14 protein-coding genes are annotated in these 17,678 nt (G+C 64.4%); 7 read left to right on the top strand and 7 right to left on the bottom strand.

All coding sequences use genetic code 11. The features are described 5' to 3' along the window. The first annotated feature begins 39 nt into the window (after positions 1-39). The 6 genes from AAEU42_RS13505 (at position 40) to AAEU42_RS13480 (ending at position 7,512) form a co-directional block, all read left to right on the top strand. Positions 40-540, top strand: coding sequence for a tRNA (cytidine(34)-2'-O)-methyltransferase (locus tag AAEU42_RS13505; RefSeq protein ID WP_342234099.1), 501 nt, complete (start codon positions 40-42; stop codon positions 538-540). A 13-nt stretch (positions 541-553) separates the two neighbouring features. Continuing rightward, positions 554-1,747, top strand: coding sequence for a phosphoglycerate kinase (locus AAEU42_RS13500; RefSeq protein WP_342234098.1), 1,194 nt, complete (start codon positions 554-556; stop codon positions 1,745-1,747). A gap of 282 nt (positions 1,748-2,029) precedes the next feature. Then, positions 2,030-2,803, top strand: a complete 774-nt coding sequence (gene tpiA, locus AAEU42_RS13495; RefSeq protein WP_342234097.1) for a triose-phosphate isomerase — start codon at positions 2,030-2,032, stop codon at positions 2,801-2,803. Positions 2,804-3,016: 213 nt separating this feature from the next. Next, positions 3,017-4,531, top strand: coding sequence for a 2,3-bisphosphoglycerate-independent phosphoglycerate mutase (gpmI, locus tag AAEU42_RS13490; RefSeq protein ID WP_342234096.1), 1,515 nt, complete (start codon positions 3,017-3,019; stop codon positions 4,529-4,531). 88 nt (positions 4,532-4,619) lie between these two features. Beyond that, positions 4,620-5,924, top strand: a complete 1,305-nt coding sequence (eno, locus tag AAEU42_RS13485) for a phosphopyruvate hydratase (protein WP_342234095.1) — start codon at positions 4,620-4,622, stop codon at positions 5,922-5,924. Between the two features lie 349 nt (positions 5,925-6,273). Beyond that, complete coding sequence (locus AAEU42_RS13480) at positions 6,274-7,512, top strand: serpin family protein (protein WP_342234094.1); 1,239 nt, start codon at positions 6,274-6,276, stop codon at positions 7,510-7,512. 162 nt (positions 7,513-7,674) lie between these two features. Here AAEU42_RS13480 and AAEU42_RS13475 read toward each other — a convergent pair whose 3' ends face one another. The 7 genes from AAEU42_RS13475 to AAEU42_RS13445 form a co-directional block, all read right to left on the bottom strand. Then, the gene (locus AAEU42_RS13475) at positions 7,675-9,147 is read right to left on the bottom strand and encodes a S41 family peptidase (RefSeq protein ID WP_342234093.1); all 1,473 of its coding nucleotides are present in this window, start codon (positions 9,145-9,147) and stop codon (positions 7,675-7,677) included. Positions 9,148-9,201: 54 nt separating this feature from the next. Then, on the bottom strand, positions 9,202-9,774 hold the full coding sequence (locus tag AAEU42_RS13470) for a chromate transporter (protein ID WP_342234092.1): 573 nt from the start codon (positions 9,772-9,774) through the stop codon (positions 9,202-9,204). Then, positions 9,771-10,349 carry a chromate transporter gene (locus AAEU42_RS13465; protein WP_342234091.1) on the bottom strand — a complete coding sequence of 193 codons (579 nt, stop codon included), beginning with the start codon at positions 10,347-10,349 and terminating at the stop codon, positions 9,771-9,773. Before AAEU42_RS13465 ends, AAEU42_RS13470 begins: the two co-directional genes overlap by 4 nt. Positions 10,350-10,461: 112 nt before the next feature. Beyond that, positions 10,462-12,381: an NAD(+) synthase gene (locus tag AAEU42_RS13460; protein WP_342234090.1), complete on the bottom strand. Its 1,920-nt coding sequence runs from the start codon at positions 12,379-12,381 to the stop codon at positions 10,462-10,464. 267 nt (positions 12,382-12,648) lie between these two features. Beyond that, positions 12,649-15,273: a cation-translocating P-type ATPase gene (locus AAEU42_RS13455; protein ID WP_342234089.1), complete on the bottom strand. Its 2,625-nt coding sequence runs from the start codon at positions 15,271-15,273 to the stop codon at positions 12,649-12,651. A 297-nt stretch (positions 15,274-15,570) separates the two neighbouring features. Continuing rightward, the gene (locus tag AAEU42_RS13450) at positions 15,571-16,104 is read right to left on the bottom strand and encodes a methylated-DNA--[protein]-cysteine S-methyltransferase (RefSeq protein ID WP_425288227.1); all 534 of its coding nucleotides are present in this window, start codon (positions 16,102-16,104) and stop codon (positions 15,571-15,573) included. A 39-nt stretch (positions 16,105-16,143) separates the two neighbouring features. Further along, positions 16,144-16,683: a transcription repressor NadR gene (locus AAEU42_RS13445; protein ID WP_342234087.1), complete on the bottom strand. Its 540-nt coding sequence runs from the start codon at positions 16,681-16,683 to the stop codon at positions 16,144-16,146. 346 nt (positions 16,684-17,029) lie between these two features. On the opposite strand from AAEU42_RS13445, the gene AAEU42_RS13440 reads away from it, so the two are divergent. After that, the gene (locus tag AAEU42_RS13440) at positions 17,030-17,674 is read left to right on the top strand and encodes a helix-turn-helix transcriptional regulator (RefSeq protein WP_342234086.1); all 645 of its coding nucleotides are present in this window, start codon (positions 17,030-17,032) and stop codon (positions 17,672-17,674) included. The last annotated feature ends 4 nt before the right edge of the window (positions 17,675-17,678 follow it).

Raw genomic sequence — 17,678 nt, 5'->3', positions numbered from 1 at the left:
GGTACAATATCCCCTGCGAGTGTTCAAGGGGGGGGTTTTGTGCTCAATATCGTGTTGGTAGAGCCGGAAATCCCCCAAAACACGGGCAATATCGCCCGTACCTGCGCCGCCACCGGGGCCCGGCTCCACCTGGTGGAGCCCCTGGGCTTCGATATCAGCGAGAAGGCGGTGCGGCGGGCCGGGCTGGACTACTGGCATCTGGTGGACCTGCACGTCTACTCCGGCCTGGACGACCTGTTCAGCCGGTGCCGTCCGGAGGACTTCTGGCTGGCCACCGCCAAGGCGCCCCGGAGCTACACGGATCCCTCCGTCACCTTCCGGGACGATTGCTGGCTGTTCTTCGGCAAGGAGACCAAGGGCCTGCCCGAGGATTTCCGGGAGAAGCACCGGGAACGCTGTATCCGCATCCCCATCCGGGCGGAGGCCCGGTGTCTGAACCTTTCCAATTCCGTGGCCATCCTCGCCTATGAGGCCCTGCGCCAGACCGGGTTCCCCGGCCTGAGGGAGGCGGGGGAGATGGCATATCCCACATCTGAATAGGAGGTCAATAGGTATGAATTACAACAAGAAGACCGTCAAAGACGTGGACGTGAAGGGCAAAAAGGTCCTTCTGCGCTGTGACTTCAATGTTCCCCAGGATAAGGCCACCGGCGCCATCACCGACGATAAGCGCATCGTGGCCGCCCTGCCCACCATCCAGTACTTGCTGGACAACGGCGCCGCCGTCATCGCCTGTTCCCACTTGGGCAAGCCCAAGGAGGGGCCCGATCCCAAGCTGAGCCTGGCCCCCGTGGCGGGGCGCCTTGCCGAGCTGCTGGGCAAGCCGGTCATCATGGCCGCCGACGTGGTGGGCCCCGACGCCACCGCCAAGGCCGCCGCTTTGAAGCCCGGCGAGATCATGCTGCTGGAGAACACCCGCTTCGAGAAGGGCGAGACCAAGAACGACCCGGAGCTGGCCAAGAAGATGGCCTCCATGGCCGAGGTTTACGTCTCCGACGCCTTCGGCGCGGTGCACCGCGCCCATGCCTCCACCGCCGGCGTGGCCGACTACCTCCCCGCTGTCAGCGGCTTCCTCATCCAGAAGGAGCTGGAGATCATCGGCGGGGCCCTGGCCGACCCCAAGCGGCCCCTGGTGGCCATCCTGGGCGGCAGCAAGGTCTCCTCCAAGATCGGCGTCATCAATAACCTGCTGGAGATCGCCGACACCATCATCATCGGCGGCGGCATGGCCTACACCTTCTCCGCCGCCGAGGGCGGCAAGGTGGGCGACAGCCTGCTGGAGGCCGACTGGGAGGACTACTCCAAGGAGATGGTGGCCAAGGCAAAGGCCAAGGGCGTGAAGCTCCTCCTGCCCGTGGACACCGTTATCGCCGACGCCTTCGCCCCCGACGCCAACCATAAGGTGGTGGCGTCCGGCGAGATCCCCGACGGCTGGCAGGGCTTGGACATCGGGCCCGAGACCGTGAAGCTTTACTGCGACGCGGTGAAGGACGCGGGCACCGTCATCTGGAACGGCCCCATGGGGGTCTTTGAGTTCCCCGCCTTCGCCGTGGGCACCAAGGCCGTGGCCGAGGCCCTGGCGAATACGAATGCCATCACCATCATCGGCGGCGGCGACTCCGCGGCGGCCGTGCAGCAGCTTGGCTACGCCGACAAGATGACCCACATTTCCACCGGCGGCGGCGCCTCGCTGGAGTTTATGGAGGGCAAAGAGCTGCCGGGCGTGGCCTGTCTCCTCGACAAATAAAAAGCCCTCACCGGGCGACGCCGTCGGTGGACCCGGGGTCCCCGCAAAGCCGTAGGGCTTTGTGGGGAGAGGAGGAGCAAACGAAATGAGCGAGCTTTCGCCGTGAGGCGGAAGCGAGGGATATGGAGTTTGCTCCGACGAGGCGGCGGCGCCTCGCTGGAGTTTATGGAGGGCAAGGAGCTGCCGGGCGTGGCCTGCCTGCTCGACAAATAAGCCGGCCTGTTTTTACCGAAGAATTGGGGCGGTTTCCCCATTGAGATAGAATGAAGGAGCTTGTGTCCAATGAATAGAAGATACCGAAAGACCATCATCGCGGGCAACTGGAAGATGAACAAGACCCTCTCCGAGACCCGGGCCTTTGCCGAGGAGCTCAAGCCCCTGCTGGGCCGCCCCAAGTGGTGCGAGGTGGTGCTGTGTGTGCCCTACGTCAACATCCCCGCCGCCACCCGGCTGTTCAAGGACTGCCGGATCGCCATCGGTGCGGAGAACTGCCACTATGAGTCCTCTGGGGCCTATACCGGCGAGGTGTCCGCCGAGATGCTCAAGGAGCTGGGCGTGAAGTACGTGGTCATCGGCCACTCCGAGCGGCGCCAGTACTACAACGAGACTGATTTTACCGTCAACAAGAAGGTCCACGCCGCCCTGGAGGCCGGCCTCCGGCCCATCGTGTGCGTGGGGGAGAGCCTGGAGCAGCGGGAGCTGGGGGTGACCCTGGAGCTCATCAACTATCAGGTCAAGTGCGCCCTGGCCGGGGTGCCCGCTGAGAAGATGCGCCACGTGGTCTTTGCCTACGAGCCCATCTGGGCCATCGGCACCGGCAAGACCGCTACCGCCCAGGAGGCGGGGGAGGTGTGCGAGACCATCCGCACCATCATCCGCAAGCTCTACGGGGCCCGGGTGGCCCGGGCCGTCACCATCCAGTACGGTGGGTCCATGAATCCCAAGAACGCCTTCGAGCTGCTGGCCCAGCCCGACGTGGACGGCGGCCTCATCGGCGGCGCGGCCCTGAAGCCGGACCAGTTCGTGGAGATCATCAACGCCGCGAACCAGGACTGAGACTGGAAGCACCTGTTTGGCGTTGATGGTCTCCCGCGCCGGGTGGTGCGTGAATTCGGAGCGAAGCGGAGAATTCCCGCAGGGCGAATTCAGTTCACCCGAGGATTTTGATCCAAAGGGGTCCCCGGAACGCCTGCGTTCTGGGGGATCATCAACGCCGCGAACCAGGACTGAGGCCAAACATCTTTCTAAATTTTAGAATTGAGGCAATGTATGAGTAAAACACCTACCACTCTCATTATCATGGACGGGTTCGGCCTGCGGGACGACACCACGGGCAACGCCATCGCCAATGCCCGCAAGCCCTTCCTGGACAAGGTCTTTGCCGAGTGCCCCGGCTGTAAGCTGTCCGCCTCCGGGCTGGACGTGGGCCTGCCCGAGGGGCAGATGGGCAACTCCGAGGTGGGCCACACCAACATCGGCGCGGGCCGGGTGGTATTCCAAGACCTGCCCAAGATCACCAAGGCCATCGCCGACGGGGACTTCTTCCAGAACGAGGCCTACCTCGCCGCCATGGCGGCCTGTAAGGAGAAGGGCACCGCCCTCCACGTCTTCGGCCTCCTCTCCGACGGCGGCGTCCACAGCCATAACACCCATATCTACGCCCTGCTGGAGCTGGCCAAGGCTCAGGGCCTTACTGAGGTCTACGTCCACGCTTTCCTGGACGGCCGGGACGTGCCCCCCTCCTCCGGCAAGGACTTCGTGGCCGCGCTGGCCGACAAGTGCGCCGCGCTGGGCGTGGGAAAAATCGCCACCGTGGCGGGCCGCTATTACGCCATGGACCGGGACAAGCGCTGGGACCGGGTGCAGCTTGCCTACGACGCCATCGCCAAGGCCCAGGGCGTCTCCGCCGCCGACCCGGTGGCCGCCGTCCAGGCCTCCTACGACCAGGACGTCACCGACGAGTTCGTGGTGCCCGTGGTGGTGGGGGACTACCCCGGCGTGAAGGCGGGGGACTCCATCGTCTTCATGAACTTCCGCCCCGACCGGGCCCGGGAGATCACCCGCTGCTTCGTGGACCCCGACTTCACCGACGTGACCCGGGACTTTATTTCCGTCCAGTTTGTCTGCACCACCGAGTACGACGCCTCCATGCCCAATGTGACGGTGGCCTTCCCCAAAAAGCCGCTGGAGAACGTCTTTGGAGAGTATATCAGCTCCCTGGGCCTGACCCAGCTGCGCATCGCCGAAACGGAGAAGTACGCCCACGTCACCTTCTTCTTCAACGGCGGGCAGGAGACCGTCTTCCCCGGGGAGGACCGGGCCCTCATCCCCTCCCCCAAGGTGCCCACCTACGATTTGAAGCCCGACATGTCCGCCCGTGAGGTGGCCGCCGAAGCGGTAAAGCGCATCGAGAGCGGGGAGTACGACGTCATCATCCTCAACTTCGCCAACTGCGACATGGTGGGCCACACCGGCGTCTACGAGGCCGCCCGCCTGGCCGTGGAGACGGTGGACGAGTGCGTGGGCCAGGTGGTGGAGGCCACCTCCAAGATGGGTGGCATCTCCCTCATCACCGCCGACCACGGCAACGCCGACCGGATGCTGGAGGACGACGGGGTCACTCCCTACACCGCCCACACCACCAACCTGGTGCCCTTCTATATCGTGGGGGCCAACGTGAAGCTGCGGGACGGCAAGCTCTCCGACATCGCCCCCACCATGCTGGACCTGATGGGCCTGAAAAAGCCCCAGGAGATGGACGGGGAGACTCTCATCGTCTCCTGACCCGGTCCGGCCTGACCTGTTTCCCCGCAGGCGCGGACCATGTCCGCCGCTGTTGATAATTCCTCATTTTGAAAGGAGCACTACACGTATGAAGCAGATCATTGAAATCGTTGACGTCCTCGGCCGCGAGATCCTGGATTCCCGGGGCAACCCCACCGTCGAAGTGGAAGTCTACCTGGAGGACGGCACCGTAGGCCGTGCCGCCGTGCCCTCCGGCGCCTCCACCGGCATCTACGAGGCCTGCGAGCTCCGGGACGGCGACAAGGACCGCTATATGGGCAAGGGCGTCCTCAAGGCCGTGGAGAACGTCAACTCCGAGATCGCCGAGTGCCTGGTGGGCATGAACGTCCTGGACCAGGTGGCCATCGACAAGGCCATGATCGAGCTGGACGGCACCACCAACAAGACCCGCCTGGGGGCCAACGCCATCCTGGGCGCCTCCATGGCCTGCGCCAAGGCCGCCGCCGAGAGCCTGGGCGTGTCCCTCTATAACTACATTGGCGGCGTCAACGCCAAGGTCCTGCCCGTGCCCATGATGAACATTTTGAACGGCGGCGCCCACGCCACCAACAACGTGGAGATCCAGGAGTTCATGATTATGCCCGTGGGCGCCCCCTCCTGGCGGGAGGCCCTGCGCTGGTGCACCCAGGTGTTCCACACCCTCAAGGGCACCCTGAAGGCCAACGGCACCCCCGCCGCCGGCGTGGGCGACGAGGGCGGCTACGCCCCCAACCTCAAGAAGGACGAGGACGCCCTGAAGGTCATCGTCCAGGCCATCACCGAGGCCGGCTTCAAGCCCGGCGAGGACTTCATGATCGCCATCGACGCCGCCTCCTCCGAGTGGTGGAACGCCGAGGAGGAGTGCTATATCCAGCCCAAGTCCGGCAAGAAGCTGACCCGCCAGCAGCTCGTGAACATGTGGAAGAAGTTTGCCGAGACCTATCCCATCATCTCCCTGGAGGACGGCATGGGCGAGGACGACTGGGAGGGCTGGGCCATGCTCACCAAGGCCATCGGCGACAAGGTCCAGCTGGTGGGCGACGACCTGTTCGTCACCAACACCCAGCGGGTGCAGAAGGGCCTGGACCTCCACGTGGCCAACTCCGTGCTCATTAAGGTCAACCAGATCGGCACCCTCACCGAGACCCTGGACACCATCCAGAAGGCCAACCGGGCGGGCTACACCACCATCGTGTCCCACCGCTCCGGCGAGACCGAGGACGTGACCATCGCCGACATCGTGGTGGGCATGAACGCCGGCCAGATCAAGACCGGCGCCCCCAGCCGTACCGACCGGGTGGCCAAGTACAACCAGCTCCTGCGCATCGAGGAGGAGCTGGACGACGTGGCGGAGTATCTGGGCCGGGAGGCTTTCTTCAACCTGAAGAAGTAAGATTTTCTGTACAGCTTAGAAGGGGAGCGGCCATAGGCCGCTCCCCTTCTTCGTGTCATCCAGCTCGGGGCCCCAACAAGGCCAGAAGGCCTTGTTGGGGAGAGGAGGGGCGGCAGAGTGAGTGAGCCTTCGCCGCCAGGCGGAGGCGAAGGATACGCAGCTTGGCCCGACGAGACGGCGTGGCGGAGTACCTGGGCCGGGAGGCTTTCTTCAACCTGAAGAAGTAAGATTTTCTGTACAGCTTAGAGGGGGAGCGGCCATAGGCCGCTCCCCTTCCTTTTACCCGATTGGCAAGGGAACCTTTCCCAGCCCGGTTCGTCCAAAGGGAAAAAGGAAGGAGGTCCTTGGCATGAAAAAGCGTATCCTTGCTCTTGCCCTGACCCTGCCGCTGCTCTTGTCCTGCTCCGGCTGCGGCGCCCCGGCGGAGGCGGTGGATCTGATGAAGGGGATATGGCCGGACGGGGGCCAGCGCCCACCCAAACAGGGGCCTTCGCCGGAGCAGATTGCCGGACTCAGCGATTTTTCCCTGGCCCTTCTGCGGGAAAACGCCGGGGAGGGGGAAAACGTCCTGCTGTCCCCTCTGTCCATCGTCAGCGCCCTGGGCATGACGGCCAACGGCGCCCAAGGCGAGACCCTGGCACAGATGGAGGGGGTGCTGGGCCTGCCCCTGACCGAACTGAACCTGGCTGTCTACGCATCCTTGTTCCCGCCCTCCGACCAGTTCCATGCCGCCAACTCCATCTGGTTCCGGGACAGCGGCGGTTTGACCGTGGAGGAGGAGTTCCTCCAGGCCAACGCCAACTGGTACGAGGCGGGGGCTTACCGGGCGCCCTTTGACGAGACCACCTGCCGGGCGATCAACGATTGGGTCGGGAAGAACACCGACGGCATGATCGGGAAGATCCTGGACGAGATCCCCGGGGACGCTGTGACCTATCTGATCAATGCCCTGGCCTTTGACGCCAAGTGGGAAAACCCCTATGTGGAAGGCCAGGCCCAGGAGGCCCTGTTCACCACGGAGAACGGGGAGGCGCGGAAGGTAACGCTGATGTATTCGGAGGAGGGGCGTTATCTGGAGGATGAAAACGCCGTCGGCCTGCTGAAGGCCTACGCCGGGGGACGGTACGCCTTTGCCGCCCTCCTTCCGGACGAGGGGGTGGAAATGGACGGGTACCTGGAGTCCCTTACTGGGGAGCGGCTGGTGGAGATCCTGGAAAACGCCGGGACGGCCACCGTAGACGCGGCTATCCCCAAGTTTGAGCTGGAGTATGGGACCGAGCTGAGCGAACAGCTCCGGGCGCTGGGCATGACGGACGCCTTCGACGCGGACCGGGCGGACTTTTCCGGGCTGGGACACAGCGAGGCGGGGAACCTCTATCTCAGCCGTGTGCTCCATAGGACCTGTCTGTCGGTGGATGAGCAGGGCACGAAGGCGGGGGCCGTCACCGTAGTGGAGATGGAATGCGGCTCCGCGGCGCCGGTGGAGGTCAAGACCATCCACCTGGACCGTCCTTTTGTCTGCATGATCGTCGACACCAATACCAATCTCCCTCTCTTCCTGGGCACGGTCATGGACATCGGGGATTGAGGAAAAAAGAAGAGCCGCCGGCAGCTGCCGGCGGCTCTTTTCTTTTATAGCTGAGCTCTGCTCAACCATAAAAACGGCATGCGGCCGTCCCGGCCGCTGCCTGAAATCCAGGGTATGGCCCGGAGGGCCATATGCCGTAAAATAGCTGAAGAAGCTATTCTTTCATTTGTCCTTCAAAAAGGCCAGGGCCGTTTCCAGGGCGTCCTCCCCGGGGGCGGTCTCAATGTCCGGCACCAGGGTGGAGGGGTCGGCCTGGGTGTCGGGCCGCTGCCACTGCTTGTGGGAGATGGTGCCCATCATACCGGTGTTGTCCAGCTGATAGAGGAGGATGTCCCCATAGCTGCTGGGGGCGTTGGCGCTGGCCCGGCCAATGACCGTGCCCAGCCCGCCGTCCTGGACCCACACGCCCAGCATGGTGGCCGAGCTGTACGTGGCCTCGTCGGTGAGGACCACCAGGTCGATGTCGGGGTTTGCCTTGGCGGTGGTCAGGTCAGGGGCCTCAGCGAGCTCGGCCCCCTCCGTCTGGGTGTAGCCCCGCTCATAGGGATAGGGCTTATAGGGATCCTGGACCTCATCCAGCGCCAGGGTGGAGTAGCGGACGTATTCCCCATAGAGGGGGATATCCATCCCCAAAGTCTCCAAGAACTGATAGCAGGCCTCGGAGTTTCCGCCGCCGTTGCCCCGGACGTCGATGATGACCTTGTGGGTCCCCTTCTTGACCGCCTGGGCCAGCTGGCCGGAAACGGCGTCCACCTCATCCCCCAGGATGCACTGGTTCAAATCTACGTAATAGACGTCGCCCATCTGTTCCCCGGCGGCGATGGGAGGCATGGAATCCACGGCCTGGGGCAGAGTCAGAGCGGCCGTTTCCTCCTTCCCCTCCACGGTGACGGCGACGCCGTCATCGGTGAAAGCGGCCCCGGCCACATGGAGGAGGTTTTTATTGGTGCTCCAGGCGGCATGATTCACATCCCGCCCGGAGGCGTTCTCCGCCGGGATGTACTTGTCCACTACGGCGAAGAGCTGGGCCACGGGGATCCCGCCCACGCTGGTCACCGGCCGCCCATTCCAATAGAGGGCCTCTTCCTGGGCCGTCCACTGTCCCTCCAGAGAGGCCTGGGGGCCGTTGCCGAACACGTTGATGTTGGTGTGGCCGTCGTGGAGGGAGGCGGTATAGGCCAGGGCGGCCCAGCTGAAGTCGTAAAGGGTGGTCTCGGGGTCCTCCGCCACGGCGAGGAGCTGGGCCTTGGCCTCCTCATAGCCCTGGGGCACCAGCTCCAGGGGGAAGGCGGGGTGGGCGCTCTCGGTCAGGGAGATGAGCTGCAGGGCGTCCTCCACGAAGGGGGCCTGGCCTACCATTACGGTGTGGGACTCCTCATCCCAGACCACCTCCTTGCCCAGGATGCCGCCCAGGGTGCGGACGGGGATATAGATGGTCCCGTCCACGGCGAAGGGCTGGGCCGGGGCCCCGCTTCCATCCACGGGGGTGACGGTCTGGCCGTTGACCTGAAGGGCGATGTCCATATACTGGGCCTGCAAGGTCTTGGTGGTGATGGCGCTGGAGGCCGCCGCCGTCCCCGCCGCCAGGGCGGCGGCGCAGGTCAGGGCCAGGGCGAGCTGACAGGGTTTTTTCATGGAAGGATCCTCCTAATATAATATTGTAAGGCCGCCGCTGCCGGCGGTCTGGGCTCACATCTGGAACAGGACCCCGGCCCCGGCGGCCAGGGCGATATAGAGGATAGGGTGAAGATCTCTCAGCTTGGGCAGGCGCAGGCACAGAAAGACCCCGGCGGCCAGGGCGATGGCGGGCCAGTAGGGGACGTAGGCGTTCATGCTGGCGGTATCCACCGGGATCTCCTGGATCAGGGCGATAAAGGCCACCGAAAGCCCCGCGGAGGTGATAAGGGCGGTGGAGGCGGGCCGCAGTCCGGAAAAGACGCCCTCCACCACCCGGCTCTGGCGGAAGCGCTTCAGGAAGCCCGCCACGATGAGGATGACGAGAATGGAGGGGGTCACCAGCCCCAGCACGGCCGCCACGGCGCCGGGGACGCCGCCGCAGGTGAAGCCCACGTAGGTGGACATGTTCACCCCCATGGGGCCGGGGGTGGACTCGCTGACGGCGATCATGTCTGCCAGATCGGCGGCGGAAAACCAGCCGGAGGTCTCCCCAAGGTGCTGGAGAAAGGGGATGGTGGCCAGGCCGCCCCCCACGGAGAAGAGCCCCACCTTGAAAAACTCATAAAAAAGGCGCAGATAGATCATCCCTTCCGCCTCCCCGCCGCTGAAATGAGGAGGCCGCAGGCCCCGGCCAGGACCACGTAGGTCACGGGGCTGAAGAGAAAGCCCACCGCGGGCAGCAGGGCGGCCAGTTCAGAGGAGAAGAGGGAGAGGAGCAGCACCCCCACATAGACCGCCACAGCGGAGGGGGAGACCAGGGTGGACTTGCCCAGCTTGAGGACGCTGGAGGCGATGAGGGCCACCACGGCGGCCCGGACGCCGTTGAAGGCGTGGGCCACGGCGGAGATGTGGGCGAAGTTCCTGAGGAAGGCGGCGATGAGCACGATGATGACCACCGAGGGGAAAACCACCCCCAGGGTGGCGACGATGCCCCCGAGGTTCCCCTTCTGCTTGTGGCCCACGAAGGTGGCGGTGTTGACGGCGATGATGCCGGGGGTGCACTGGCCGATGGCGTAGTAATCGGCCAGCTCCTCGTCGGTGCACCAGCCCTTTTTGCCCACCACCTCCCGCTGGAGGATGGGCAGCATGGCCAGGCCCCCGCCGAAGGTACACACGCCAATCTGGGCGAAGGTCAAAAATAAATCCAGATAGAGGTTCATAGTGAGGCAGGCACCGCCTTTCCCGCGTGGCAGTGGATTCCCCGGCAAAGCCGGACGGCTTTGCCGGGGAGAGGAGGAGCGGCGGGAGATATGCGGCCTGCGGCGGTGATATTCACTCCAACCCCTCCAGTTCATCCAGCCAGAGGGCGGCCGAGGCGTCGGAGGGCATCCGCCAGTCACCCCGGGGGGAGAGGGTCACGGAGCCCACCTTGGGGCCGTCGGGAAGGCAGGAGCGCTTGAACTGCTGGGAGAAGAACCGGCGGTAGAAGTTTTTCAGCCACTTCAAAAGGGTGGGGCGGTCATAGGCCCGGCCGAAGGCCTGCTCGGCCAGCCGCAGCACCTTCCGGGGGGAGAAGCCCCATCGGACGGCGTAATAGAGGAAGAAGTCGTGGAGCTCGTAGGGGCCCACCAGGTCCTCCGTCTTTTGGCTGATCTTCCCCTCGATTGCGGGGAGGAGCTCGGGGGAGACGGGGGTGTCCAGGATATCGGTGAGGACGGCGGAGAGGCGCTCGTCCTCCTCGGCCTTGTCCCCGGCCACGAAGGAGACCAGGTGGCGCACCAGGGTCTTGGGGATGGAGGCGTTGACGCCGTACATGGACATGTGGTCGCCGTTGTAGGTGGCCCAGCCCAGGGCCAGCTCGGAGAGGTCGCCGGTGCCCACCACCAGCCCCCCGGTCTGGTTGGCGATGTCCATAAGGACCTGGGTCCGCTCCCGGGCCTGGCCGTTCTCAAAGGTGACGTCGTGGTCCTCCATGGACTGGCCGATGTCCCTGAAGTGCTGCTTGACGGCCTCGCTGATGTCGATGCGCTTCAGGGTGGCCCCCAGCCGGGAGGCCAGCTCCACGGCGTTGTCCCGGGTGCGGTCGGTGGTGCCGAAACAGGGCATGGTGACGGCGATGATGTCGCTGGCGGGCCGGTCCAGCAGCTTCATGGCCACCCCGGTGATGAGGATGGCCAGGGTGGAATCCAGACCCCCGGACAGGCCCACCACGGCGGTCCTGGCCCCGGTGTGCTCCAGCCGGTGCTTGAGGCCCAGGGCGGCAATGCGCAGGACCTCGTCGCACCGCTGGGCCCGGTCCGCCGCGTCCTCGGGGACGAAGGGGGTGGGGGAGATCCGGCGGGTCAGGGTGGTGGTGGCCCGCTCCAGGGAGAAGTCGGAAGTCCAGATCTCCCCGCCCTCCGGCCCGGCGGCGAAGGTGTTGACCCGGCGGCGCTCGTAGGCCAGCTTGTCCACGTCGATCTCCGAGATGGTGAGGCCGGTGGAGAACCGGCGCTCGGCCAGCAGGGCCCCGTTTTCCGCGATGAGGTCGTGGCCGGTAAACACCAGGTCGGTGGTGGACTCCCCCTCCCCGGCGTCGGCGTAGACATAGCCGCACATGATCCGGGCGGACTGGCTGGTGACCAGGGCCCGGCGGAAATCCGCCTTGCCCACCACCTCGTCGCTGGCGGAGAGGTTCAGAATAAGGGTGGCCCCGGCTTGGGCCAGCCGGGTGGAGGGGGGCAGGGGAGCCCACAGGTCCTCGCAGATCTCCACGCCGATGCGCAGGCCGGGCATCTCCTCACAGGCGTAGATGTTCTGGGTGGTCATGGTGACCCACTGGCCGGCCAGAAAGACCCGGTCGTCCCGGTCCAGGCCGGAGGCAAACCAGCGCCCCTCGTAAAACTCCCCATAATTGGGGATGTTGGTCTTGGGGATCAGGCCCAAAATTTCTCCCTTGTGCAATAAAGCGGCGCAGTTATACAATTTGTTGTCACACCGCACCGGCAGGCCCAGGGCGGTGACCATGTCCAGGCTCTTGGTGGCCTCCAGGATGGTGGCCAGCCCCTCGTCGGCCCCCTTCAAAAGGGTGTCCTGCAAAAACAAGTCCCCGCAGGTGTAACCCGTCAGGCACAGCTCGGGCAGGCAGAGCACCCGGACCCCCTGGCGGGACGCCTCCCGCATGAGGGTGAAAATCTGCTCGGCGTTATAGCGGCAGTCGGCCACCTTGATCTTGGGGGTGCCGGCGGCCACCTTGATAAATCCGTCCCGCATGGAAAAGACCTCCTTTTATTGAGACTTATTTTACCCTGATTTCAAAGGAAACGCAAGAGCGGCCCATTTGTGCCCAAAGGCCCAAAAAGCCCCTGGCCAAACGGCCAGGGGCTTTTTGGGTGTGTGTGTTGTCGCAGAGAGTTGGAGAGGGATGGTTTTGGGAGGATGTGTGTTTGTTTTGGCTCTTCCTGTGTCCATCCTTAAGATACCAAACAATTACGGCCAAACTTTGACGGAACTATGAATAAACTGTAAATTGGCTTGAACTTAAGAGTTTTTCTTTTTCCGATCCAGGAAAAACACCTTGTAGAGCTGGATCAGCAGGGTGGGCAGGAAGGCCAGCAAGGCCACCAGACCGATCTCGCGGGAGGAGAAGGGGCTGACCTGGAACAGGCGGGACAGGCCGGGAATGAAGAGGACCGAGGCCAGGAGGACCACGCCCACGGCGAAGGCGCCCAGGCTGTACGGGTTGGTGGCAAGGCCCAGCTTAAAGATGGAGCCCTCCCCCCGGCAGCTGAAGCCGTGGAACAGACGGGCCAGGGTGAGGGTGGAAAAGGCCAGGGTCATACCGAGGCCCGCACCCCCGTCCTTGAGGCCGATGAAGTAGGCTCCCAGGGTGGCCGCGGCGATGAGAGCGCCGTAGGAGAGGATGCGCCCCATGAAGTTCCGGGTGAGGATGGGCTCCTTGGGGTCCCGGGGGGGCTGGTCCAGCAGGCCGGAGCCGGCGGGCTCCATGCCGATGGCGATGGCGGGGAGGGAGTCGGTAAGCAGGTTGATGAACAGCAGGTGGACCGGGGCGAAGGGCATGGTCAGCCCCAGCACGGAGGTGAGAAAGACACAGAAGATGGCGGCCATGTTGCCCGAGAGGAGGAAGTTGATGGCGTTTTTGATGTTGGCGTAGACCCCCCGGCCATTGACCACCGCCCCCACGATGGTGGCGAAGTTGTCGTCGGTGAGAATCATGGAGGCGGCGTCCTTGGAGACCTCGGTGCCCGTGATGCCCATGGCCACGCCGATGTCGGCGGCCTTGAGGGCGGGGGCGTCGTTGACGCCGTCGCCGGTCATGGAGACGATCTTCCCCTTGCGCTGCCAGGCCTCTACGATGCGTATTTTATGCTCGGGAGATACCCGGGCGTATACCGAAATGTGCTCCAGGCGGCGGTCCAGCTCGGACTGGTCCATGGCGTCCAGCTCGGGGCCGGACACGGCCTCGTCCCCCTCCCGGAAGATGCCCAGCTGCCGGGCGATGGCGGCGGCGGTGGATTTATGGTCGCCGGTGATCATGACGGTGCGGATGCCGCCCCGCTTGGCGTCGGCCACGGCCTGGATGGCCTCGGTCCGGGGCGGGTCGATCATGGAGATGAGGCCCAGGAAGGTGAACTCCCGCTCATCGGCCAGCTCCAGGGGACGGACGGCGTCCAGATCCCGGAAGGCGAAGGAGAGGACCCGAAGGCCCTGGTCGGACCACTGGGCGTTCTGCCGGGTGATCTCCTGCCGGTGGTCCTGGGTCATGGGGACCCGCCCCTGGCTGGTGAGGATGTGGGTGCAGCGGGGAAGGAGCACGTCCAGGGCCCCCTTGGTGTAGAGGGTAGGCACCCCCTCAATCTCGTGGAGGGTGGACATGAGCTTGCGGTCGGAGTCGAAGGCCAGCTCCCCCAGGCGGGGGTGCTGGGCCCGGTAGACGGTCTCCTCCACCCCCAGCATGTCGCCCAGCATCACCAGGGCGATCTCGGTGGGGTCGCCCACGGCCTGGGCCCCGGTGGTGGCGTCACTGGCCAGGAGGGCGGATTTGAGAAGGATATGGCAGGGCTCGTTGGAGAGGTCGATGCGGTCGGCGGGGAAGACCCTGCCGTCGGTGTAGAGCTCCTGGGGGGTCATCTGGTTGAGGGTCAGGGTGCCCGTTTTGTCCGAGCAGATGACCGACACGCACCCTAGGGTCTCCACCGCCTTCAGGTCCTTGATGATGGCGTGCTGTTTGGCCATCTTCTGGGTGCCCATGGCCTGGACGATGGTGATGATGGAGCCCAGGGCCTCCGGGATTGCGGCCACCGCCAGGGCCACGGCGAACATGAGGGCGTCCAGCACCGCCGCCTGGTGGAAGAGGGACATGGCGAACACCACGGCGCAGATGGCCATGATGCAGAAGGCCAGCTTTTTGCTAAAGGCGTCCAGGCTGATCTGGAGGGGGGTGCGCCGCTCCTTGGCCTGGTTCATCAGCGCGGCCACCCGGCCCAGCTCGGTGGACATGCCGGTGGCGGTGACCACCACAGCGGCCCGGCCGTAGGTCACCAGGGAGCCGGAGAAAACCATGTTTTTCTGGTCCCCCAGGGCCACCTCCCCACCGGTGATGGCGTCGGCGGTCTTGTCCACCCCCTCGCTCTCGCCGGTGAGAGAGCTCTCGTTGACCTTGAGGGAGTAGTTTTCCAGAATGCGGCCGTCGGCCACCACCATATCCCCGGCCTCCAGCTCCACGATGTCCCCGGGGACCACTTGGGCCGAGGGGACCAGGGTCCGGCGGCCGTCCCGCAGGACCTTGGCCGTGGGGGCGGACATGGCCTTGAGGCTCTCCAAGGATTTTTCCGCCTTCACGTGCTGGACGGTGCCCAGGATGGCGTTGAGGATGAGGACGGCGAAGATGACGATGGTGCTCTCGGCGTTTTCCGAGAAAAAGGAGATGACGGCGGCGATCATGAGGATGAATACCATCAGGTCCTTGAACTGCTCCAGAAAGACCTGGAGGACCGATTGCTTCTTCCCCTCGGCCAGGGCGTTGGGGCCGTGCTCTTCCAGCCGTTGCCGGGCCTCCTGGGCGGTGAGTCCGGCGGTGGTGGCGCTGAGAAGCTCCAGGGATTCCCGGCCGGTGCGCTGATAATAGGGGGTTTTGGGCTCCATAGGACATCGCTCCTTTTTTCTCTTGAAAGTAGTGTGGCCCAAACGATGACCGGATAACAAAAAAGACTTTTGAGTATGCGCTCCACCCTTTGGTCGAGAACATACTCAAAAGTCTTGTAACCGGAAGGCCGGCGTCCGCCACCAGGCTGTAAGGCCGTGATGTTGATGGCGGAACTTGCTACTACTCCCTTTTAAGTGAGCTTAGTCTATTCGAAAATGAACCTTTTGTCAAGAGGGGGGCGGAAATATTTTCTTCCCGGGGGAAGGTACTGGGCCCGTCCTTATGGGTACGGTCCCTTACAGCGCCGTCCCCTTTTTGGGAAGATGAAGATGGGCCGTGTCGGCCTTTTCCAGTTCCAGCAGCTTGACCTTCCGGTCCAGGCCCCCGGCGTAGCCCGTCAGACTGCCGCTGCTCCCCACCACCCGGTGGCAGGGGATGAGGATGGAGATGGGGTTGTGGCCCACCGCCCCGCCCACCGCCTGGGCGGACATGGCGGCGGTGCCCCGCCGTTTGGCGAGGAGGGCGCCGATCTCTCCGTAGGTCATGACCGTTCCGCGGGGGATCTGCGCCAGCACGTCCCAGACCTCCCGGCGGAAGGGGGAGCCCTGGGGGGCCAGAGGGGGCATAAAGTCGGGAACAAGGCCCTGGAAATAGAGGTCGAGCCAGCGCTTTGCCTGCTGGAACACGGGGATCTCCCCCTCCTGGCGGCCCGGCTCCAGGGTGCTGCCGAAATACTTTTGGCCCAGGAACCACAGCCCGTTCAGATGTTCGCCATCCCCGGAGAGGAGCATCTCTCCCAGGGGAGAGGAGTAGGTAGTGGTATACTGCATCTGATTCATCCTTCTTTCTCTATGTAATGAGATCTGTTTTCAGCGGGCCTCCGGCCCCGTCCCTTCCTCCAGCAGGTACCCCAGCGCCCGGAGGGCCTGGGCCGCCCGGTCCAGGGCAGCCGGCTCGAAGGCGCGGATGGTGTGCAGATGGATACCGTCGGTCAGATCGGACAGGGGCCGGGCCTCATTGGCGGCCACCTGTTCCAAAAACTGGCCCACGTCATACCGGGAGCGCAGCCGCAGGGCCCCCGTGAGCTGGCCGTAGAGGGGGTGCTCCACGATGACGTCCACCACCTCACAGCCGGCGTCCACGATGGCGTAGAGCTCCGCCCCCATCCCCTCCGGGGGATGGACGCAGGCCAGGGTGCGGGCGGTTCCGGGCGCCCGCTCCGTCAGGTAGCCCCGGGGGGTGGCCGAGATGGGGTGTCCTCCCGCACGGAGGAGGGCCACGTCTCCCACGATGATCTGACGGCTGACGCCCAGCTCCCTGGCCAGCGCCGCGGCGCTCACCGGCGTGTGGGTCCCGCCCAGCCGGGCCAGGATAGCCTCCCGGCGGGCCTGTCCATCCAACGCGTCCAATTTGTTCCCCTCCCTTGTCCGTTAATGGCGGCCTGCGTGCGGCCGCGGCAAGAACAGCTATCATAACCACAGGTTCAAACCGAAAGGGGCCCGGGCGGCAGAAAGCCGCCGGCCGTTTCCCCTGTGGCGCGGCACCAATCGCAGGAAATTTCACATGCAATATCCCGGCAAAACCCTAGCGTGCCGGCGCGGCCGCACACCGTTTGCCGATATTATATCATAGGAAGACCACGGACGCAAAGGCAAAGGTGTGGGAAAGAGGCGGAAAACAGCTTGATTTTCCCTTTATTTGGTGTTAAAATAAACTCACTTATTTGCCGGAAAAAAGAAAGGTGGGGCAACACCTGTGACAAAAGAGGAGGCCTTCGAATTTTTGGACCGGACCGCCCGGGGGATCGCCGAAACCTTCGGCGCCTCCTGCGAGACGCTGGTGCAGGATATGGGAAATCCCAATCACCCCATTTTGTCCATCTACAACGGCCAGGTCTCCGGCCGGGAGGTGGGCTCCACTTTGGACATTCTGGGCTCTGACAAGAGCCTGGATGCCACCCAGCTTACCACGGATTATGTCAACTTATTTGCCACCACCCCCTCGGGGCAGCAGATCAAATCCTCCACCTTCCATCTCATGGGGGAGGGCTTCAATCTGGCCCTGGGGATCGACTTCGACTTTACCTCCCTGGCCTATGCCAACCGGACCCTGGTGGGCCTCATGAGCGCCGACGCGGACCTGCAAAGCGCCCTGTGGACCGGCGGGGAGGGCCAGCTCAGCCAGATCTTCGAGGAGTGCCTGGCCTCCCTGGGCAAGCCCATCGACGAGCTGAACAAGCGGGAGCGGATGAAGCTGGTGGCCCTGATGGACCAGAAAAACGCCTTTTCCTTCCGCAAGTCGGTGCCCTTCGTGGCCTCCCGGCTCAAGGTGTCCCGCTACACCGTATACAAATATTTAGGGGAGCTGGCCGAGGAGAAGGCCACCGCCCGGAAAGAGTGACAGG

The organism is Pseudoflavonifractor phocaeensis, assembly GCF_038439875.1.
Taxonomy (GTDB): Bacteria; Bacillota; Clostridia; order Oscillospirales; family Oscillospiraceae; genus Vermiculatibacterium.
This window is presented reverse-complemented; position numbering and strand designations above follow the sequence as displayed.